The organism is Acidovorax sp. (assembly GCF_046341535.1).
Lineage (GTDB): Bacteria > Pseudomonadota > Gammaproteobacteria > Burkholderiales > Burkholderiaceae_C > Acidovorax.
In genome coordinates, this window is record NZ_JBKDRI010000031.1 from 5,001 (window position 1) to 24,128 (window position 19,128).

A 19,128-nucleotide genomic window follows, 5' to 3' on the forward strand; every position below is an offset into this window, starting at 1 on the left:
ATCCCCATGCCGCCCATGCCATCGAGCGGCTTGAGGATGATGTCTTGGTGCTCGTCGTGAAACCGACGGATGTCGGCGGCATCCCGCGTGACGAGCGTCGGGGCGATGAGTTCGGGAAACTCCAGGATGGCCAGCTTTTCCGGATGGTCGCGCAGCGCCCGAGGCTTGTTGAACACGCGGGCGCCTTCCCGCTCTGCCTGCTCCAGGAGGTGGGTGGCATAGAAGTACTCGCTGTCAAACGGCGGGTCCTTGCGCATGAGCACTGCGTCAAAGTCGGCCAGCGCCTGGCGGACCGCAGGCGCGGCGGTGTACCACGCGACCGGATCGCCTGTCAGGCCAATGCCGGTGACCTGCGCCGTCACCCGCCCTCCGCGCTGCCACATCACTTGACGCGGCTCGCACACCGCCAGGCTGTGCCCGCGTCGCGCCGCCTCACGCATCATGGCAAAGGTGGTGTCCTTGTAGATCTTGAAGCTTTGCAGCGGGTCCGCAATGAAGAGCAGTTTCATGTTTTGAACGAAAAGAGAATCAGACAACGCACCAGGGGACATTCACACGATGTGGGCCAGTGTCAACGGGCCCTGGGAGCCTGTCGGACTTGGGAGTCGTCGGCTGCAAATCGACCGCAGCGGTCCATTTTTAACCGCCTTTTTGCCCCATAGCTCGGCTATGGGGCTGCAAATTCGGCAAAAACTGTCCTCGCTGGGGCCGATTTTCGCTTTCGACGCTCAAAGTCCGACAGGCTCCTAGATGATCCAGGGCCGCCATCACATCGCACTGCGCCACGGTGTCGAAGTTGAAGGCTGTCGCCGATGCCCCGCTGCTACCGTGGCCCCGCCATTCCAGAATCCAGCAGCAGCAGCCGAGACTCGCCAGGTGCTTCGCCATGCCCAGGCAGATTCTCTTGTCCGAGAACGTGCCGTGGGTCAGGAAGACGTCGCTGGTGCCGACTGGTGGGTTTGCGGCATCGTCACGCACCCGCCACAGCGCCAGGCGCGTGCCGTCCTGGGTGGTCACCGGTATCTCGAGCTCAGTCAGCATCGCGGACCGCGCTGGCAAAACGCACGATTGCGGCGTCGATCGCCGGTATCCAAACGCTGCGAGCGGCAAGCATGCAAGACCATGTCAAGCGCATCAGGCCAGGCAGCCCGCTTGAACCGGAATGATGGCAAATTCTTTGCGCGCCTGCGTCAGCTCATTGACACGCGATTGGCTGATCAGCGACTGGATGAGCGGCACGTGAAACTCGCCCTGTCCGACCAGAACAAGCTCTTCCTCCCGTGTCTCAACCCAGCCTTCTTGATCCAGGGCGTCGAAGACCGTGCCGTGCAGATCAGCTTCCCTGGCCATCACATCCAGAGAGGCCGAGGTGCCTGCCTTACCCTCGTATCCCTCCCACGGAAACAGGCAGAAACTGCAATGCCGAGGGTCGGTGGGAAGGCAATGGGGGATGCCCCTGTCAAAGTTCATGGAGGTGTCTTTCTGCGCCCGATGAATTCGGGACTGATCACACTGTTTTTGTCGGATGCATGGCGATTCACAACGGCCAAGCGTCAGGTGCCAAATGTAGCGGGGGCGCGGCCCCAGCGAGACTTGGCAACGCAGATCCACGTCCTGCGCCAGGGAGGCACCATGCGCGAAAGCCTCGGTCAGCGTGGCCCTCAATGCTGCCTGTGCGCGTGATCCGGCGGTAGCGTGGCCTTTAGCGCTTGCGCCGCGATGCATTGCCCCGGCCGCGTCGGGGGTATGCGGCGGTTTGGCAGGCACGGCGGAAGGCGCGCAGGGTTTCCTCGGCACGCTCGAGCACGGTGTCTTCCGCGCTGGCCACGTTGTCCGAAGCATCGTCGGTGCGCGGCTGCTGCAGATCAGCCGGGCTCATGCCTGATGGCTCGCCCGTCAGCAGGGCGATACCTTCGCTGACATGGTTCATGGTGTACACGAAAAACAGGCCACGCTCCACCGCGCTGGCGATGTCGGCCGAGAGCATCAGGTGCCGCTGGTTGCGCGAGGGCACCAGCACGCCGTGCGTGCCATCCAGGCCAGCGGCTGCGCAGGCGCGGAACCAGCCTTCGATCTTTTCGTTGATGCCGCCCACGGGCAGCACCTCGCCATGCTGGTTGAGTGCCCCGGTGATGGCAATGCCCTGGCGCAGCGGCAGGCCCGACAGGCTCGACAGCAGGGCATACAGCTCGGCGCACGAGGCTGAGTCGCCCTCGACCCCGCTGTACTCCTGTTCGAACACGATGGATGCATTGAGCGCCAGCGGTGCCACGTGGCTGAACAGGGCGGTGAGGTAGCTGTGCAGGATGAGCACGCCCTTGTCGTGGATGGGGCCTGACATGTCGACCTCGCGCTCGATGTTCAGCAGCCCCTCGTGTCCGGCAAACGTGCGCGCAGTGATGCGCACCGGAAAGCCAAAGCGGTAATCGCCCAGGTCGATCTGCGTGAGGGCATTGATCTGCCCCACAGCGCTGCCGGTCAGGGTGATGAGCCGCTCACCTTCGGCGATGGATTCATGCAGTTGCTCCTCCGGGTAGTTGTGCCGCAGCATGCGGGCGTGTTGGGCGGCCTGCACATCAGCAGCCTCCACACGCGCTCCGCCACGGGCCTGGCACAGGGAGGCGGCTTCCATCAGCAAGGCCTCGATGCGGCCGAACTGGGCGCTCTGGCGGCCTTGGTCATCGGCCTCGCGGTGTGCCTGCTCCAGCAGCAAAGCCACGGCAGCGGGGGCAAAGTGCGGCAGGCCGTGGCGTTTGCAGCTGTGCGCCACAAAGATGGCGCAGGCCCGGCGCGAGTCGCTGCTGGCGGCAAAGCTTTCAACGAAATCGACCTTGGCACGAAAGCGGCGCGCGGTGTCGGGGTCGGCTTCCTGCAGGGCGTAGTACTCCTCCACCGTGCCGATCAAAACGATCTTCACGTCCACCTGCACTGGCTCGGGCTGCAGTGATACGGCCGCACCGGGGTTGCTGCCGCTGCCCGCCTCGTCGATGTGCAAACGGCTGGATCGCAGAAAGCGCCGCAGGCGCGCCCACAGGCCTTCCTCGCTGGTCAGGTCATGCAGGTGCAGCAGCACAAAGCCGCCGTGCGCGCGCAGCAGGCTGCCTGCACGGATGCCGGTGTAGTCGGCGTGGGGGGCATCGCTTTCGTGGCGGGCTTCGATGCCGCCAAACAAGGTGCGGTGCTGGGGGTTGTCTTCTACGATGACCGGCGCGCCCCGTTGCGCGTGGTGGTCCACCGCCACGTGGATCTGGCACAGGTGCAACAGCCGGTTGAGCGCGCGCTGGGCGTCGTCGTCCTCATCGCCATCGCTGTCGTCGCTGTTGTCGGCGCTCCGCTCGGCGGGGGCTGGCCCATCGGCAGCAGAGTCCCGGGCCGGCAGATCGGCCAGCTCGAACCACTGCAGGTGTTGCAGCAGCTCGCGTTCGACCTGCTCCAGCCAGGTTTGCAGCGCTTCCGGCAGCACAGCAACAGTGCTGCGCACGCTTTGCAGCGCCTGCTGCAGCAAGGGGCGAACCGTGCGCTTGCGCAGGTCGTTCAGCGCATCGTCGCGCACACGCTCCAGCGGGCGCAGGGCCTGGGCAAAGGCCATGATTTCGGCACGCAGCGCTTGCTCGGCCTGGTCGATGCGGGCGCGCTGATCGGGCGGCAGGGCGCGGGCTTCGCTTTCTGTCAGCGGCTGGCCGTTGCTGCCGGTGATGGTGAACACCATGTGCCCGCCGTCCTCGTCCGAGCGCGTAAGGCAGAACTGGCGCGCGCGCGCAAACGCTTCCAGCGCTGAAAAGGCCTGGGCTTCCTGGGCTTCGTAGACCTGGGTGATGGCGCGGGCCTGGGCGCGGAAGTCCGGGCTGCTGAGGTGGCGGGGGATGTCGGTCTGCAGGGACCGGGTCAGCTCGGCCATGGCCTGGCGCAGCACCCGGCCCTGGCCCGCAGGCAGGCGCGCGGCTCGCGGGTGTTCGGGTGCGTCGAAGTTGTGCACGTAGCACAGGTCGGGCGGCACGGCGCGGGTGGCGGCCGCTTCACACATGGCCTGGTGCATGAGCGATGCGCGGCCGCTGCCGACCTCTCCCAGCACAAACAGGTGGTAGTCCGGCTGCACCATGGTCAGACCGAACCGGGCCGCAGCCTGTGCCCGCTCCTGACCAATCCACGGCAAGGGCAGGTCCTGCAGCTCCGCCGTGTTGGCAAAACCCAGCGCGGCGGGCGCGATGGTCAGGCGAAGCTGGTGGGGTTCAAGGGCAATGGCGGGCATGGAGCGCGGGGGCGGGTGGGCGGGCTACCGGCAGACCTGTAAGCGCGCCGGATGGATATTTTTGGATAAAAAAAGGGCTGTAGCGCTTGATTTTAATGCTGAGAGTGCTATAAAAATAGTAGCAATTGAATACGGCCGCCCGGGCATCCGCTGCCCGGGCGGCCGGGCGATGCCCCGCTCGGCGAGGGCTCAGTGCTTGACCGGGCACGCACCCTGGGGGGCGCCGCCTGCCAGCGCGGTCTTGCGCGCGTCTTGCAGCGCCGCAGTGGAGGGCATTTGCGTGGGCCAGCCGGCCAGGTGCTGCTGCGCAATGTGGCTGAGCGCCGTGATCCATTGGTTGTTGTCGTTCAGGCAGGGGATGTAGTGAAACTCCTGTCCGCCCGCGTGCAGGAAGGCTTCACGCACCTCCATGTTGATTTCTTCCAGCGTCTCAAGGCAGTCGCTGGTAAAGCCGGGGCACACCACATCCACGCGCCGCGTACCTGCCGCGGCCAGCGCCTCGATGGTGGGCTGGGTGTAGGGCTCGAGCCACTTGGCCTTGCCAAAGCGCGACTGGAAGGTGACGCGGTAGCGGTCCTCGCGCAGCCCCAGGCGCTCGGCCAGCAGGCGGCCGGTTTTGCGGGCCTCGCAATGGTAGGGGTCGCCCAGGAGCAGGGTGCGTTCGGGCACGCCATGGAAGCTCATGACCAACTGGTCGGGCTGGCCGTGTGTCTTCCAGTGCGATTCGATGGTGCGGGCCAGCGCGTCGATGTAGCCGGGGTGGTCGTGGTAGCGGTTCACAAACCGCAACTCGGGTACGTTGCGGGTCTGCGCGGCCCAGGTGTAGACGGCATCGAACACGCTGGCCGTGGTGGTGGCTGAGTATTGCGGGTACAGCGGCAGGATCAGGATGCGCGTGGCGCCCTCGGCCTTCAGAGCGTCGAGCTGGCTGGCGATGGATGGGTTGCCATAGCGCATCGCGTGGCGTACCAGCACCGGATGACCCGCTTCGCCCAGCCAGCCGCGCAGCAGCGTGGCCTGCTTGGCCGTCCATACCGCCAGGGGCGAGCCATCGGCTGTCCACACCGCGGCGTACTTGGCGGCTGACTTGGCCGGCCGCACCCGCAGGATGACGCCGTGCAGGATCAGCATCCACAGCAGCCGCGGGATCTCTACCACGCGGTGGTCCCCCAGAAACTGGGCCAGGTAGCGGCGCACGGCTGGTGCAGTGGCCGCATCGGGCGTGCCCAGGTTGCACAACACAACGGCGGTGCGCTCTGCCTGGCCGTGGGTGTAGGGGGGTTCGGGGGCGAAGGGGGAGTAAGGCATGGGCCCGATTGTGTCAAAAGCCCTGCGGCCTGGCGGCCGAGGGTGTTTGCAGGGCGCGCTATCCTAGCCAACAACGCTTGCCCCGCCCTCACCACGGCCTTTGTCGCTTTTGCATGTCTGATACCTGGACCCTCGACCTCTCCCGCATCCGTGCTGTCACGCTCGACCTGGACGACACCCTCTGGCCCATCTGGCCCACCATTGAGCGGGCCGAGGCCGTGCTGCTGGCCTGGATGGCTGAGAACGCACCCGCTACGGCCGCGCTGTTCAAAGACACCGCCGCGCTGCGGGCCATCCGCAACCAGATGGTCACGCTGCGGCCCGACCTGCAGCATGACCTCAGCGCCTTGCGGCGTGAGTCGATCCGGATGGCGCTCGTGCAGGCGGGCGATGAGCCCTCGCTGGCAGAGCCTGCCTTCGAGTTGTTCTTTGCCGAGCGCCAGCGGGTGGACCTGTTTGACGATGTGCATGATGCCTTGGCCTTCCTGTCGGCGCGGTATCCGGTCGCGGCGGTGTCCAATGGCAATGCCGATGTGCACCGGGTGGGCATCGGCCAGTATTTCCGCCACAGCCTGAGCGCTCAGGCGTTGGGCATTGCCAAGCCCGATGCGCGCATCTTCCATGCGGCTGCGGCGGCGCTGCAGGTGCAGCCCCACGAAGTGCTGCATGTCGGTGATGACGCCACGCTCGACGCCCAAGGTGCCATGGACGCCGGCATGCAGGCCGTGTGGTTCAACCCGGCCGAGCACGCTTGGCCGTACGACGCGCCCCCGCACGCCACGGTGAGCAGCCTGTCCGAGCTGTGCCGCCTGCTGCGCGGGTAGGCCAGCGGCGCGCCCGCGCCGCTGTGCCGTGGTGGCTTGGCATGCAACAGACTTGCGCGCTACAGTGGGGCGGGCGCTTGCTGGCGGCCTGCGTTCACCACTCCATCACCCGCCGACCACCGCCATGCCCCGTCACCCCATCCCCCTGCCTGCAGTTCGTTCCATCGGTCTCTTGCAGCCCTTGATCTGGCTCAGGCTGGGCTGGCGCGACATGGCGCGCGCGGGCTGGATCAGCGTGGTGCATGGCCTGGCGCTGGCTGTGTTGGGCGCGGTGATCGTTGCGGTGGGGTACCACCGTTTCTGGTTTTTGGCCGGGGCACTGTCGGGCTTTTTGGTGATTGCGCCGGTGCTGGCCACCAGCCTTTATGCCCTGAGTCGCGCCCTGGAGCGCGGCGAACGCGCCAACCTGGGCGTGGTGCTCAAGACCTGGGTCAACTGGCAAAACAGCCATGTCAACAAATGGGGCCGCGACTACTGGTGCATGGTGCAGTTTGGCGCATTGCTGGCGCTGGCCGCCTCGGGCTGGGTAGTCACATCGGCCGCGCTCATTACCTTGCTGGCCCCGGTGCCCATCGAGACGCCGGTGGATTTCGTGCGCCATGTGGTCATGGCCCGCGATGGCTGGCTGTTCGAGATCTGGCTGGCGCTGGGCAGCCTGATGGCTGCGCCCATTTTTGCATCGAGCGTGGTGGCCATGCCCCTGCTGCTGGACCGACGTGCCACGCTGTTGCAGGCCGTGCTCACCAGCTGGCAGGCGGTGGTGGTCAACCCGCTGCCCATGGCGTTTTGGGCGGCGCTCATCCTGGGGTTGACGCTGCTGGGGTTGGGCTCGCTCATGCTGGCACTGATCTTCATCATGCCCCTGCTGGGCCATGCCAGCTGGCATGCCTACCGCGACCTGGTCGACCCGTCGAGCCTGCCCGAGCGCGAGCCCGCGAGCGAGCAGGTGCAGCCCATGGGAGACGCGCCGTGATCTTCGGCTTCACCGAGGCGCAGATCTCGGGTTTCTTCCTGACCTATGGCGTGGGCGCCTTCATCGTCTACATGCTGTTCATCATTGGCCAGCTTGCGTGGGAGTCCAAGGCGGGCCGGTTCGGCACCTTTGTGCTGTTTCTGGGGCTGGGGGTGGGCTTCCTGGGGTTTTTGGCCAAAGTTGTCATCCAGTGGTGGCTGGAAAAGTAGGGTGGATCTGACCGCCACCATCGCCCAGCATGCTCAGCCAGGAGCTGAACTGCCCGTGGCGCGCGCCAACGCCGTGCCACTGAGCACTGCGCCCTCCAGCGTGGCGGGGTAGGGGCCATCCACATAGTCGCCGCAGGCCGTCAGCCCGGGCAGCACCTGCATGCCGGGCCGCTGCAGGCCGGGGGTGCAGGCAAAGGTGGCGCGCTTTTCCACTACCGTCTGCACGGGTTGCAATGTGCGCAGACCGAGTTGCGACGCCGCCTGTGCAAGCACCTGCTGCAAGGTGGTGGCGCGGTCGCCCTGGCTGGCGCTCACCACGAACGCCAGCAGGCCGTGCTGGCCATCGAGTTGCCCCCGGTCAAAAACGAACTGCGCAGGCTGCTCCGGCGTGCTGCGCAGTGCCAGCATGGGTTGCGACAAGCGCACGCCCGGCGCATGGGCATAGACCGTGGTGATGGCCTCAAAGCGCAGGCCGCGCGCGCAGTCGGCCCAGGCGGTGGCGGCTTGGGGCTGCCCGGCAGCCTGCTCAGGGCCCACGCTGGCCACCAGACGGGCGGCCTCCCCCGAGGGGCAGGCCAACGTGACGTGGTCAAACACCGGGCGCTGTGCCGCCGCGTCCTTGGTGCCATCGGCCGAGACGGAATCTGCCACGCCTATCAACTCCCAATGTCCGCCAGGCAACGGCACCAGCGCCTGCACGCGCTGGCCGGTCAGCACCTGAGCGCCGCGCTGCGCCAGCCAGTGCGCCGCTGCTTGCGGCATCAGGCTGCCCAGGTCCACCCGCGGCAGCAGCAGGTTGGAGCCGCCACGGCCGCTGAACAGGCTGTCCCGCAGCACCCGCAGAAACACCAGGCCGCTGGCGGCGTGGGCCGGCGTGTTGAGCGCCGACACGCACAGCGGGTCAATGAACTCGGCCATCAGGCGCGGCGTGAGCGGCGCGCAGAGGGCGGCCACTGACGTGCCCGGATCGCACCGGAAGCCGCGCAGCTGCCAGGCGGTGGCCGCGCGCAACAGTGCCAGCTTGTCGGCCCAGCCCCAGCCCCTGGCGCGCGCAATGCCCAGCAGGGCATCGATCGGCGGTGGCAAATCGGGCAGGCGCAAACCCTGACCGTCGGGGAACTGCAAGGTCAGCGGCAGGCGCAGCAGCGCTGCATCGGGGTCCACACCTACCCGCCGCATCAGTCGCAGGCATTCGGTGTACGCACCAATCAGTATGTGCTGGCCGTTGTCGAGCGTGACGGGCGCGCCGCCCGGCAGCACACCGGACACAGCCCTGGCCCGGCCGCCCAGGGTGCGTGCGGCTTCAAACACCGTCACCGAGCGGCCGGCCTCTGTGTGCGCTATGGCGGCTGCCATGCCGGCCCAGCCAGCGCCGATGACGGCGACCTTCATCGGGCGCGCCATTACATCCGGCCCAGCGCCTGGACCTTCCAGGCCAGCCAGAACTTGCGCAGCGGGGTGAGCTTGATGCGCTGGTGCAGCACCTGGAAGTGATCGTGCTCGATCTCGCGCAGCAGGGTGCGGTAGATGCTGGCCATCATCAGCCCCGGCTTTTGTGTGCGGCGGTCTGCATCCGGCAGCATGACCAGCGCCTGGTCGTACAAGCTGTGCGCCCGTTCGGCCTGAAAGCGCATCAGCGCGGTGAAGCGGTCGGAGTACTGGCGCTTCAAGACCTCATGCGCCTTCACGTCAAACTGCTGCAGCTCGCTCACCGGCAGGTAGATACGGCCCAGCATGGCGTCTTCGCCCACATCGCGGATGATGTTGGTGAGCTGAAACGCCAGGCCCAGCGTGTGTGCGTATTCGGTGGTGCGCGGGTCGCTCTGGCCAAAGATGCGCGCCGCCACCTCGCCCACAACGCCCGCCACCAGGTGGCAGTAGCCCTTGAGGCCTGCAAAGTCCAGGTGGCGCGTCTGCTCCAGGTCCATCTGGCAGCCATGGATGACGGCCTGCAGATGGCGCTGCTCGATGCCGTAATCCGCAGTGTGTGGCATGAGTGCCTGCATCACCGGGTGCGTGGGCTGCCCGGCAAACGACTTAGCCACTTCGGACTGCCACCAGGCCAGCTTGGTGCGTGCCACACCGGCATCGCTTACCTCGTCCACCACATCGTCCACCTCGCGGCAAAACGCATAGAACGCCGTGATGGCCGCGCGGCGCGGCGCGGGCAGGAACAAAAACGCGTAATAGAAGCTGCTGCCCGAGGCCACGGCTTTTTGCTGGACGTACTGCTGCGGTGTCATGGGCCGGGATTGTCCCATGGCCCATCGGGGCAGACGGGCTGGTGGGTTCAGGGGTTTTTCAGGCCATCGGCGCATGCTTTTATTGAGTCGGCATCAACCAACTTGAATGCGTTGATGCGGTTCGAAGCTCTGCGCAAGGCTTCGACAGGCTCAGCCCGAACGGCTGGTTCAAGTTCAAAGGTGCCGACTCAATAAGCTGCCAACAGCTATAAAAAATATAGCACTTGCCCGAACGATCCGGGTCATGTCATCACGGTGTGGGTTGCCAGAGCCGCCTTGGCGCTGGAACCGCGCCGCCGCGCAAGACGGCCGGTTGTATTCAGCACGCCACCACGTTCACCGCGAGCCCGCCGCGCGAGGTTTCCTTGTACTTGACCTTCATGTCTGCGCCCGTTTGCATCATGGTCTTGATGACCTTGTCGAGCGAGACCACATGCTGGCCGTCGCCGCGCAGTGCCATGCGGGCGGCGTTGATGGCTTTGATGGCACCCATGGCGTTGCGCTCGATGCAGGGGATCTGCACCAGCCCGCCCACGGGGTCACAGGTCATGCCCAGGTTGTGCTCCATGCCGATCTCGGCGGCGTTCTCGATCTGCTCGGGTGTGCCGCCCATCACGGCAGCCAGGGCCCCGGCGGCCATCGAGCAGGCCACGCCCACCTCGCCCTGGCAGCCAACCTCGGCTCCGGACAGCGACGCGTTTTCCTTGTAGATGATGCCAATGGCGCCCGCAGTGAGCAAAAATTCGGCAATGCCGTCTTCGTTGGGCGGGTGCGTGGAATGCAGGAAGTTCACGTAGTAATGCAGCACCGCCGGTATCACGCCTGCTGCGCCATTGGTGGGGGCCGTGACGATGCGACCGCCCGCCGCGTTTTCCTCGTTGACGGCCATGGCGTAGAGGTCGACCCAGTCCAGCATCGACAGCGGATCACGCAGGGCGGCCTCGGGCGCGCTGCTGAGCTGGTGGTGCAGCTCGGCAGCGCGGCGGCGCACCTGCAAGGGCCCAGGCAGGTGGCCCGTGCTGGCGCAGCCGCGGCGCACGGCCCCGGCCATGGCCTGCCAGATGGCCAGGAGCTGGCGGCGTACCTCGGCGCTGCTGCGCCAGTGCTGTTCATTGGCCTCCATCACCTGCGCCGGGCTGAGGCCCGTGGCACGGCACTGGGCCAGCAACTCGGCCCCGGTGCGAAAGGGGTGGGGCAGGCCCTGGCCGTGCCCTGCGGTGCCCGGCAGGGGGCTGGCCTGGTTGAGTACGCGCTGCCCTGTGGCATCCACAACAAACCCGCCGCCCACCGAAAAGTACTCGCGGCTGATCAACTCGGTGCCTGCGGCATCGAAAGCGTGAAAGCACATGCCGTTGGGGTGCTGCGGCAGGGTTTTGCGGCGAAACAGCAGGTGTTCTTTTTCGGTGAACGGCACGGGGTGCTGGCCCATGAGCGGCAGCGATCTGCTGGCGCGGATTTCGGCAACGGCCACCGCGATCTGGTCAGGGTCGATGCGGTCCGGTTCGTGGCCCGCCAGGCCGAGCAGCACAGCCTTGTCGGTGCCGTGACCCAGGCCGGTGGCCGACAGTGAGCCAAACAGCTCCACCGTCACGCTGTGCACAGCCTGCAGGCCGAACGCATCCTGCAGATGGCAGACGAACTGGCGCGCCGCAATCATGGGCCCCACTGTGTGCGAGCTGGACGGTCCGACGCCGATCTTAAAAAGGTCGAAAACGCTGACGGGCATGGCAGGGGCGGCGCTGCGGGCCGACGGTGATGGGGGATGAAAAGAAAGCCTCGCCCGGCGAGTGACCGGGCGAGGGCGGCAGAACACCGCACGGACGGATCATCCGGGCGTTGGACTTAGGGAAGCTCTGCATAACTCCCTGCGGTCTGCGCGGGCGCGGGCTCGGGCAGTCCACGGCGTTGCTTCTCTTTCCAATAGCCATGCTATTGGCTGCAAAAAGCGCCTTGTGGCCTATCCCGATCCGCACCAGCGCATCCTCGCGAGGGTTATGCAGAGCTTCCCTAGCGTCCTAGAGACTACCTGCACGCGATGGGCGTGGCGTGCTCGCAATCCCTGGGGCCGGGGCGGCAGCGTGCGGCGCTGCGCCTGGCTTCTGTTCTTGAATGCTACTAAAAAAATAGCATTAAACATAGTTACAGCAGGCGTAATGCGGTATTTTTGAACAATCAATCATGTCCGATTCGTCCCGAAAGTTACCCTGGCTTGCGCCCCATGAATCTTACTTACATCGCCATGGCCCGGGCCAGCATCACGCACCAGTCCCACGGGCGCAGGCGTGGCCGGGTGTGCAGGCTGCCGCCGCGCAGCGCTTGCACCTTGTCCAGAATGCGCAGGCCGCCTTGCACCACCAGGCGCAGCTCCCACCCGGCCCGGCCGGGCAGGCGGTGCACCAGCGGCGCGCCGCTTTCCATCAGCGCGCGGCTCCAGCGGGCGCAGTCGGCGATCAGCCGGACGTTCTCTGGTGTGCTGTGCAGCGCCTGCAATTGAGCTTGGCAGGCGCTGTGGCTTGCGCAGTCGGCGCGGGGCAGGTAGTGACGGCCGCGAGGAATGTCCACCGAGAGGTCCTGCCAGAAGTTGATGAGTTGCAGCGCCGTGCAGATGGCATCGCTTTGCGCCAGGGCGCTGTCGTCTGACACGTCGTACAGGTGCAGCAGCAGGCGGCCCACCGGGTTGGCCGATCGGCGGCAGTAGTCCAGCAACTCGTCGCGGTCGGCGTAGCCCTCGGCGTCGCGGGTTTTGCGCACGTCTTGCATGAAGGCGCTGAGCAGGTCATCGAGCAGTTGCACCGGCAGGCGGTGGGTGTGCAGCACGGCCTGTAGCGGGATGAATACACCGGCCCAGCGCGGCGAAGGTGTTTGCCCGGCCGCGATGGCGTACAGGTCGGCACGGTATGCGTTGAGGTCATTGAGGCGCGCCTGGGCCGGCGCATCGCCTTCGTCGGCCATATCGTCTGCTGTGCGCGCAAACGCATAAATGGCTGCAATGGGCTGGCGCAGCGCGGGCGGGCAGAGCACCGACGCCACGGGAAAGTTCTCGTAGTGCGTGACCGGTGCTGCCAGGGGGCTGGGCGGGTCAGTGCCGGGGCGGGGTTGTGCGTGCATGTTCACCCCCGGATTGTCGCTTGACAAGGCGCGGTGGTTCTCATAGATTACTAACCGGTCAGTCATTAATCAAAAAATGCTTTCACCAAGTCCGGCGGGATCGGTCTGCACAGGCGTAACGCAGCGTTGCGCGCTGCCTGCGAATGCCCCGCCCGGCCTTTTTTACACCGGATCTCCCATGCGCATCTTCCCCGCTTTGCGGCCTTCTTCGAGATTTTCCAGGTTTCTGATCCCGCTGGCGGCTGCGGCTGCTCTGGCAGCATGTTCACGCCCTGCGCCGCCCGAGGAGCCTGTGCGATCCGTCAAGCTGATGACGGTGGGTGCGGGGGCCCTGGAGTCGACGCTGGAGTACTCCGGCGAGGTGCGGGCCCGAGTGGAGTCGCGCCTGGGTTTCCGCGTGGCGGGCAAGATCGTGCAGCGACAGGCCGAGCTCGGTCAGCGCGTGCGGGCAGGGCAGGTGCTGGCGCAGCTGGACCCCCGCGACTACCAGTTGGCGGCCGATGCAGCGCGGGCGCAGGTCGCGTCGGCCACCACGCAGCGCGACCTGGCGGCGGCTGACTTCAAGCGCTACCAGGCGCTCAAGGACCAGAACTTCATCAGCGGTGCGGAGCTGGAGCGCCGCGAAGCCACGCTGAAGGCCGCGCAGGCCACGCTGGACCAGGCCCGCGCCCAGTTGTCGTCGCAAGGCAACCAGACCGCCTACACCACGCTGGTGTCGGACGTCGCCGGGGTGGTGACCGGGATCGATGCCGAGCCTGGCCAGGTCGTGGCGTCGGGCTCGCCCGTGGTGCGCATTGCCCAGGACGGCCCGCGCGACGTGGTGTTTGCGGTGCCAGAAGACAAGGTGGGGCAGATCGCCCCCGGCTCGGAAGTGGCCGTGCGCGGCTGGGCGGGCGGCCAGGCAATGACGGGCCGCGTCCGCGAAGTCGCTGCCAGCGCGGATGCAGCCACCCGCACGTTCCAGGTGAAGGTGGCGATCGACGACATGCAGGCGCCCGCTCTGGGCTCTACCGTGTATGTCACGCCCAAGGCGCTGAGCCATGCGGGCATCGTGGCCATCAAGCTGCCCACCAGCGCGCTGCGCCAGGAAGGCCAGTCCACGGCGGTGTGGGTGTACGACCCGGCCAGCAGCACGGTGAAATCGCAGGTGGTGCAGATCGCCACGGCCGATGGCAACCAGGCGGTGGTCGCTGCGGGCCTTGCGCCCGGTATGCAGGTGGTGGCCACGGGCGTGCATGTGCTGTCGCCAGGGCAAAAGGTCATGGTTTACCAGCCAAAAAGCGGCCCTACGCCCGCTGGTAAAGCCCAGGCAGCTATCAATTCAGGAGCTGTTGCCGTACCCGCTGCGCCTGCTGCCGCCCTGGCATCGACTGCTCGCTGAGGCCACACCATGACGCAAGTTCAACCCCAAGAGGGGTTTAACCTCTCCAAGTGGGCGATCGACCATCCCGCGCTCACCCGCTACCTGATGGTCGTGCTGATGCTGCTGGGCTTTGCCGCCTATTTCCAGCTCGGGCAGGACGAAGACCCGCCGTTTACCTTCCGCGCCATGGTGGTGCGCACCTACTGGCCCGGCGCCACCGCGCAGCAGGTAGCCGAGCAGGTGACCGACAAGATCGAGCGCACCTTGCAGGAAGTGCCCTACGCCGACAAGATTCGCAGCTATTCCAAGCCCGGCGAGTCGCAGATCATTTTCCAGATCAAGGATTCATCCAAAGCCAGCGAAGTACCCAACGTCTGGTACACGGTGCGCAAGAAGGTGGGCGACATGCGCTACACCTTGCCCCAGGGCGTGCAGGGGCCGTTTTTCAATGACGACTTTGGCGATGTGTATGGCGTGATCTACGCGCTGGAGTCCGAAGGCTTCAGCTACGCCGAGCTCAAGACCTTTGCCGACGATGTGCGCCAGCAGTTGCTGCGCGTGCCTGACGTGGCCAAGGTCGAGCAGTTTGGTGTGCAGGACGAAAAGGTTTTCATCGAAATCTCGCAAAAGCGCCTGTCCCAGCTCGGCCTGGACATGAACCAGGTGCTGGCCCAGTTAGGCCAGCAAAACGCCGTGGAAGCCGCGGGTGCGGTGCAGACGCCGCTGGACCAGGTTCAGGTGCGCGTGGCCGGCCAGTTCAGCGCGCTTGAAGACCTGCGCGCCATGCCCATCCGGGGCCCATCAGGCGCGCAGCTTCGCCTGGGCGACATTGCGGAAATCAAGCGCGGTTATGTTGACCCGCCCGCCGTGAAGGTGCGCCACCAGGGGCGCGAGGTGATTGCACTGGGCGTTTCGATGGCCAAGGGCGGCGACATCATCGCGCTGGGCAAGGCACTGAGCGGCACCACCGAACGTATCGGTGCCTCGCTGCCCGCAGGCGTGAAGCTGGTCAATGTGCAGGATCAGCCCAAGGCAGTGTCCACCTCGGTCAATGAATTCGTCAGGGTGCTGATCGAGGCGGTCGTCATCGTGCTGGCGGTGAGCTTTATCAGCCTGGGGCTGCACAAGCGCCCGGGCCAGCATGCGTGGTATCGGCAGTGGTACATCGACCCGCGCCCCGGCCTGGTGGTGGGCATCACCATCCCCATGGTGCTGGCTGTTACGTTCCTGGCCATGTGGTACTGGGGCATCGGGTTGCACAAGATCTCGCTGGGCTCGCTCATCATCGCGCTGGGCCTGCTGGTGGACGATGCCATCATTGCAGTGGAGATGATGGTCCTCAAGCTCGAAGAGGGCTACGACAAGGTGCGCGCCGCGACCTTTGCCTACGAGATCACGGCCATGCCCATGCTCACCGGTACGCTGATCACGGCGGCTGGGTTTTTGCCGATTGGCATTGCCAAGTCGGTCACGGGTGAGTACACCTTTGCGATCTTTGCCGTGACGGTGATCGCGCTGGTACTCAGCTGGATAGTGTCCGTGTATTTCGTGCCGTATCTGGGCACGCTGCTGCTCAGGGTGCCGCCCCATGTGCAGGCCGCGCAGGCCAGCAAGGGCATTGCGCAAGACCCGCACGAGGTCTTTGACAGCCCGTTTTACCGCAGCTTCCGCCGTCTGGTGGGCTGGTGCGTGCAGCACCGGTGGCTCACCATTGGCGCTACGGTGCTCACGTTTGCGCTGGGCATCGTGGGCATGGGCAAGGTGCAGCAGCAGTTCTTCCCGGACTCGAGCCGTCCCGAAATCATGGTGGATATCTGGTTCCCTGAGGGCACCTCGTTCGCAGGCAATGAGGAGGTTACGAAGCGCGTGGAGCAGCGCCTGCTGGCAGAGCCCGGCGTGAGCTCGGTCAGCACCTGGGTGGGTTCGGGCGTGCCGCGGTTCTACCTGCCGCTCGACCAGGTGTTCCCGCAGAGCAACGTATCGCAGTTCATCGTGCTGCCGCAGGACCTCAAGGTGCGCGAATCGCTGCGGGTCAAGTTGCCCGCCCTGCTGGCTCAGGAGTTCCCGGAGGTGCGCGGCCGCATCAAGCTGCTGCCCAACGGCCCGCCAGTGCCTTACCCGGTGCAGTTCCGCGTGGTCGGGCCAGATCCGGCCGGGCTGCGCGAGCGGGCCGACGAGGTCAAGGCCGAGCTGCGCAAAAGCCCTGACATGCGCGGTGTGAACGACAACTGGAACGAATCGGTCAAGGTGCTGCGCCTGGAGGTCGATCAGGCCAAGGCGCGCGCATTGGGCGTGACCAGCCAGTCGATCGCACAGGCGTCCAAGACCATCCTGTCGGGCACACAGGTGGGCCAGTTCCGAGAGGGAGACAAGCTCATCGAGATCCTGCTGCGACAGCCGCTCGATGAGCGCAATGCCATCACCGACATTGCCAACGCCTATCTGCCGACGGCATCGGGCAAGTCGATTCCGCTCACCCAGATTGCCAAGCCCGTGTTCACCTGGGAGCCCGGCGTGATGTGGCGCGAGAACCGCGACTACGCCATCACGGTGCAGGGTGATGTGACCGAAGGCCTGCAGGGCGCCACCGTCACGGCATCGCTGCTGCCGTCGCTCAAGGCCATCGAGGCAGGCTGGCGCGCCTCGGGTCAGGGCGCCTACCGCATCGAAGTGGCAGGCGCCGTGGAGGAGAGCTCCAAGGGCTCGGCATCGATTGCGGCGGGCATACCGATCATGCTGTTCATCACCTTCACGCTGCTGATGCTTCAACTGCACAGCTTCAGCCGCGCCATGCTGGTGTTTCTGACCGGGCCCCTGGGTCTGGCGGGTGTGGCGGCGGCACTGCTGGCGCTCAACCGCCCCTTCGGTTTCGTGGCGCTGCTGGGCGTGATCGCGCTGATGGGCATGATTCAGCGCAACTCCGTGATCCTGATTGACCAGATCGAGCAGGACCGCGCCCGCGGCGTGCCCGCCTGGGACGCCATCGTCGAGTCCGCCGTGCGGCGCCTGCGTCCCATCGTGCTGACGGCCGCTGCGGCGGTGCTGGCCATGATCCCGCTGTCGCGCAGCGTGTTCTGGGGGCCGATGGCCGTGGCCATCATGGGCGGCTTGATCGTGGCCACTGTGCTCACGCTGCTGGCATTGCCTGCGATGTACGCCGCATGGTTTCGCGTCAAAAAGCCCGATCCGGTGGTGCCTGCCTGAGGCCGGTTCCAGCGGCCTCGTGCGTCAGGGTAAAATCAAAGGTTGACCGATTTCATGCAGGCGGCAGCAGTGGTTGCCGCCTGTCTGTTTGTAGAACCGCGCGGGTGGCGAAATTGGTAGACGCACCAGGTTTAGGTCCTGACGCCAGCAATGGTGTGGGGGTTCGAGTCCCCCCCCGCGCACCACCCATGTGAGTCTTTGCGCAACATTGCGCTGCAGCCAGCACGATCCACATTCATAAGAGGAATAGCCATGGCCGTTACTGTTGAAACCCTTGAAAAGCTCGAGCGCAAGATCACGCTGAGCGTTCCTGTCACCCTGATTCAGTCCGAAGTGGACACGCGCCTCAAGCGCCTGGCACGCACGGTCAAGATGGACGGTTTCCGTCCCGGCAAGGTCCCCATGACCGTGGTGACCCAGCGGTATGGCTACTCGGTCCAGTACGAAGTGCTCAACGACAAGGTGGGCGAGGCATTTGCTGCAGCGGCCAACGAGGCCAATCTGCGCGTGGCCGGCCAGCCGCGCATCACTGAAAGAGAAGGCGCTCCTGAAGGTCAGGTCACGTTTGATGCAGTGTTTGAAGTGTTCCCGGAAGTCAAGATCGCCGACCTGTCGGACGCTGAAGTCGAAAAGCTATCGGCTGAAGTGACCGACGCCGCCATTGACAAGACCCTGGACATCCTGCGCACGCAGCGCCGCAGTTTCGCCCAGCGCGCCTTGGACGCCGCTGCGCAGGACGGCGATCGCGTCACCGTGGACTTCGAAGGCAAGATCGACGGCGAGCCGTTTGAAGGTGGCAAGGCCGAGGACTTCCAGTTTCTGGTCGGCGAAGGTCAGATGCTCAAAGAGTTTGAAGACGCAGTGCGGGGCATGAAATCGGGCGAAAGCAAGACCTTCCCCCTGGCGTTCCCCGCGGACTACCACGGCAAGGACGTCGCGGGCAAGACGGCGGACTTCCTCGTGACGATCAAGAAGATCGAAGCCGCGCATCTGCCGGAAGTCAACGATGCCCTGGCCAAGTCGCTGGGGATTGCCGACGGCTCCGTTGACGCTCTGCGCGCCGACATCAAAAAGAACCTGGAGCGCGAAGTCAAGTTCCGTCTGCTGGCTCGCAACAAGCAAGCGGTGATGGACGCGCTGGTGGCCAAGGCAGAACTTGATCTGCCCAACGCCAGCGTCCAGGCCGAAGTCGCCCGCCTGATGGAAGGCGCCCGCGCCGAACTCAAGCAGCGTGGCATCAAGGACGCCGCCAATGCCCCCATCCCCGAAGACGTGTTCCGCCCGCAAGCCGAGCGCCGCGTGCGTCTGGGCCTCGTGTTGGCTGAACTGGTGCGTGCTAACGACTTGCAGGCCAAGCCCGAGCAGCTCAAGGCCCACATCGACGAACTGGCCGCCAGCTACGAAAAGCCTGAAGACGTGGTGCGCTGGTACTTTGGTGACCGTCAGCGTCTGGCAGAGGTCGAGGCCGTTGTCATTGAAAACAACGTGACGGAGTTCGTGCTGTCCAAGGTCAAATTGGTTGAGAAGGCTGTGTCGTTTGATGAACTGATGGCGCAGCAGGGCTGATCCGGCGCGAAAGGGCGGGAGCCTTGCCGGTTTGGCAGGACCCTACCCGCTCAAGCCGACAGGGGCTTGTGCTGGCTTGCA

Annotated in this window: 15 protein-coding genes and 1 tRNA gene (1 of these 16 cut by a window edge); 7 read left to right on the plus strand and 9 right to left on the minus strand. The window is 65.7% G+C overall.

The window, feature by feature from the left end; all coding sequences use genetic code 11:
• From gshB to hemH, 5 genes are all read right to left on the minus strand, one after another.
• Positions 1-509: the 5' portion of a glutathione synthase gene (gene gshB / locus ACK543_RS01875; RefSeq protein WP_409941181.1), read on the minus strand. The gene continues 442 nt to the left of window position 1, outside the view; 509 of the gene's 951 nt are visible here — the first part of the coding sequence; it begins with the start codon at positions 507-509; the stop codon falls past the left edge of the window.
• Between the two features lie 130 nt (positions 510-639).
• A complete protein-coding gene (locus ACK543_RS01880) occupies positions 640-1,017 on the minus strand; it encodes an alpha/beta hydrolase (protein ID WP_409941182.1) in 378 nt (125 codons plus the stop codon).
• 117 nt (positions 1,018-1,134) lie between these two features.
• Positions 1,135-1,470 (minus strand): hypothetical protein, encoded by a 336-nt coding sequence (locus tag ACK543_RS01885; protein WP_409941183.1) that lies wholly within the window; start codon positions 1,468-1,470, stop codon positions 1,135-1,137.
• Positions 1,471-1,702: 232 nt separating this feature from the next.
• Positions 1,703-4,249 carry a Lon protease family protein gene (locus tag ACK543_RS01890; protein ID WP_409941184.1) on the minus strand — a complete coding sequence of 849 codons (2,547 nt, stop codon included), beginning with the start codon at positions 4,247-4,249 and terminating at the stop codon, positions 1,703-1,705.
• A 189-nt stretch (positions 4,250-4,438) separates the two neighbouring features.
• A complete protein-coding gene (gene hemH / locus ACK543_RS01895) occupies positions 4,439-5,557 on the minus strand; it encodes a ferrochelatase (protein WP_409941185.1) in 1,119 nt (372 codons plus the stop codon).
• Between the two features lie 113 nt (positions 5,558-5,670).
• On the opposite strand from hemH, the gene ACK543_RS01900 reads away from it, so the two are divergent.
• The 3 genes from ACK543_RS01900 to ACK543_RS01910 all read left to right on the plus strand — a co-directional run bounded on the left by ACK543_RS01900 (position 5,671) and on the right by ACK543_RS01910 (position 7,563).
• Positions 5,671-6,381 carry an HAD family hydrolase gene (locus ACK543_RS01900; protein ID WP_409941186.1) on the plus strand — a complete coding sequence of 237 codons (711 nt, stop codon included), beginning with the start codon at positions 5,671-5,673 and terminating at the stop codon, positions 6,379-6,381.
• Between the two features lie 124 nt (positions 6,382-6,505).
• Positions 6,506-7,354, plus strand: coding sequence for a DUF2189 domain-containing protein (locus ACK543_RS01905; RefSeq protein ID WP_409941187.1), 849 nt, complete (start codon positions 6,506-6,508; stop codon positions 7,352-7,354).
• Positions 7,351-7,563 (plus strand): DUF2788 domain-containing protein, encoded by a 213-nt coding sequence (locus ACK543_RS01910; protein ID WP_137748564.1) that lies wholly within the window; start codon positions 7,351-7,353, stop codon positions 7,561-7,563. The genes ACK543_RS01905 and ACK543_RS01910 overlap by 4 nt, the downstream gene beginning before the upstream one ends.
• Before the next feature lie 33 nt (positions 7,564-7,596).
• Here the strand turns inward: ACK543_RS01910 and hpnE are convergent, their stop codons facing one another.
• The 4 genes from hpnE to hpnC all read right to left on the minus strand — a co-directional run bounded on the left by hpnE (position 7,597) and on the right by hpnC (position 12,914).
• Complete coding sequence (gene hpnE, locus ACK543_RS01915; protein WP_409941188.1) at positions 7,597-8,955, minus strand: hydroxysqualene dehydroxylase HpnE; 1,359 nt, start codon at positions 8,953-8,955, stop codon at positions 7,597-7,599.
• An 11-nt stretch (positions 8,956-8,966) separates the two neighbouring features.
• Positions 8,967-9,806 carry a presqualene diphosphate synthase HpnD gene (hpnD, locus tag ACK543_RS01920; RefSeq protein WP_409941189.1) on the minus strand — a complete coding sequence of 280 codons (840 nt, stop codon included), beginning with the start codon at positions 9,804-9,806 and terminating at the stop codon, positions 8,967-8,969.
• A 319-nt stretch (positions 9,807-10,125) separates the two neighbouring features.
• Positions 10,126-11,532 (minus strand): L-serine ammonia-lyase, encoded by a 1,407-nt coding sequence (locus ACK543_RS01925; RefSeq protein WP_409941190.1) that lies wholly within the window; start codon positions 11,530-11,532, stop codon positions 10,126-10,128.
• Positions 11,533-12,035: 503 nt separating this feature from the next.
• Positions 12,036-12,914: a squalene synthase HpnC gene (gene hpnC, locus ACK543_RS01930; RefSeq protein WP_409941191.1), complete on the minus strand. Its 879-nt coding sequence runs from the start codon at positions 12,912-12,914 to the stop codon at positions 12,036-12,038.
• 178 nt (positions 12,915-13,092) lie between these two features.
• On the opposite strand from hpnC, the gene ACK543_RS01935 reads away from it, so the two are divergent.
• The 4 genes from ACK543_RS01935 to tig all read left to right on the plus strand — a co-directional run bounded on the left by ACK543_RS01935 (position 13,093) and on the right by tig (position 19,047).
• Entirely contained in the window at positions 13,093-14,295 is a 1,203-nt protein-coding gene (locus ACK543_RS01935) for an efflux RND transporter periplasmic adaptor subunit (RefSeq protein WP_409941192.1), read from the plus strand.
• Positions 14,296-14,304: 9 nt separating this feature from the next.
• Positions 14,305-17,481 carry an efflux RND transporter permease subunit gene (locus ACK543_RS01940; protein ID WP_409941193.1) on the plus strand — a complete coding sequence of 1,059 codons (3,177 nt, stop codon included), beginning with the start codon at positions 14,305-14,307 and terminating at the stop codon, positions 17,479-17,481.
• Between the two features lie 98 nt (positions 17,482-17,579).
• Positions 17,580-17,666, plus strand: a tRNA-Leu gene (locus ACK543_RS01945).
• 67 nt (positions 17,667-17,733) lie between these two features.
• Positions 17,734-19,047, plus strand: a complete 1,314-nt coding sequence (gene tig / locus ACK543_RS01950) for a trigger factor (protein ID WP_409941194.1) — start codon at positions 17,734-17,736, stop codon at positions 19,045-19,047.
• Positions 19,048-19,128 lie beyond the last annotated feature (81 nt).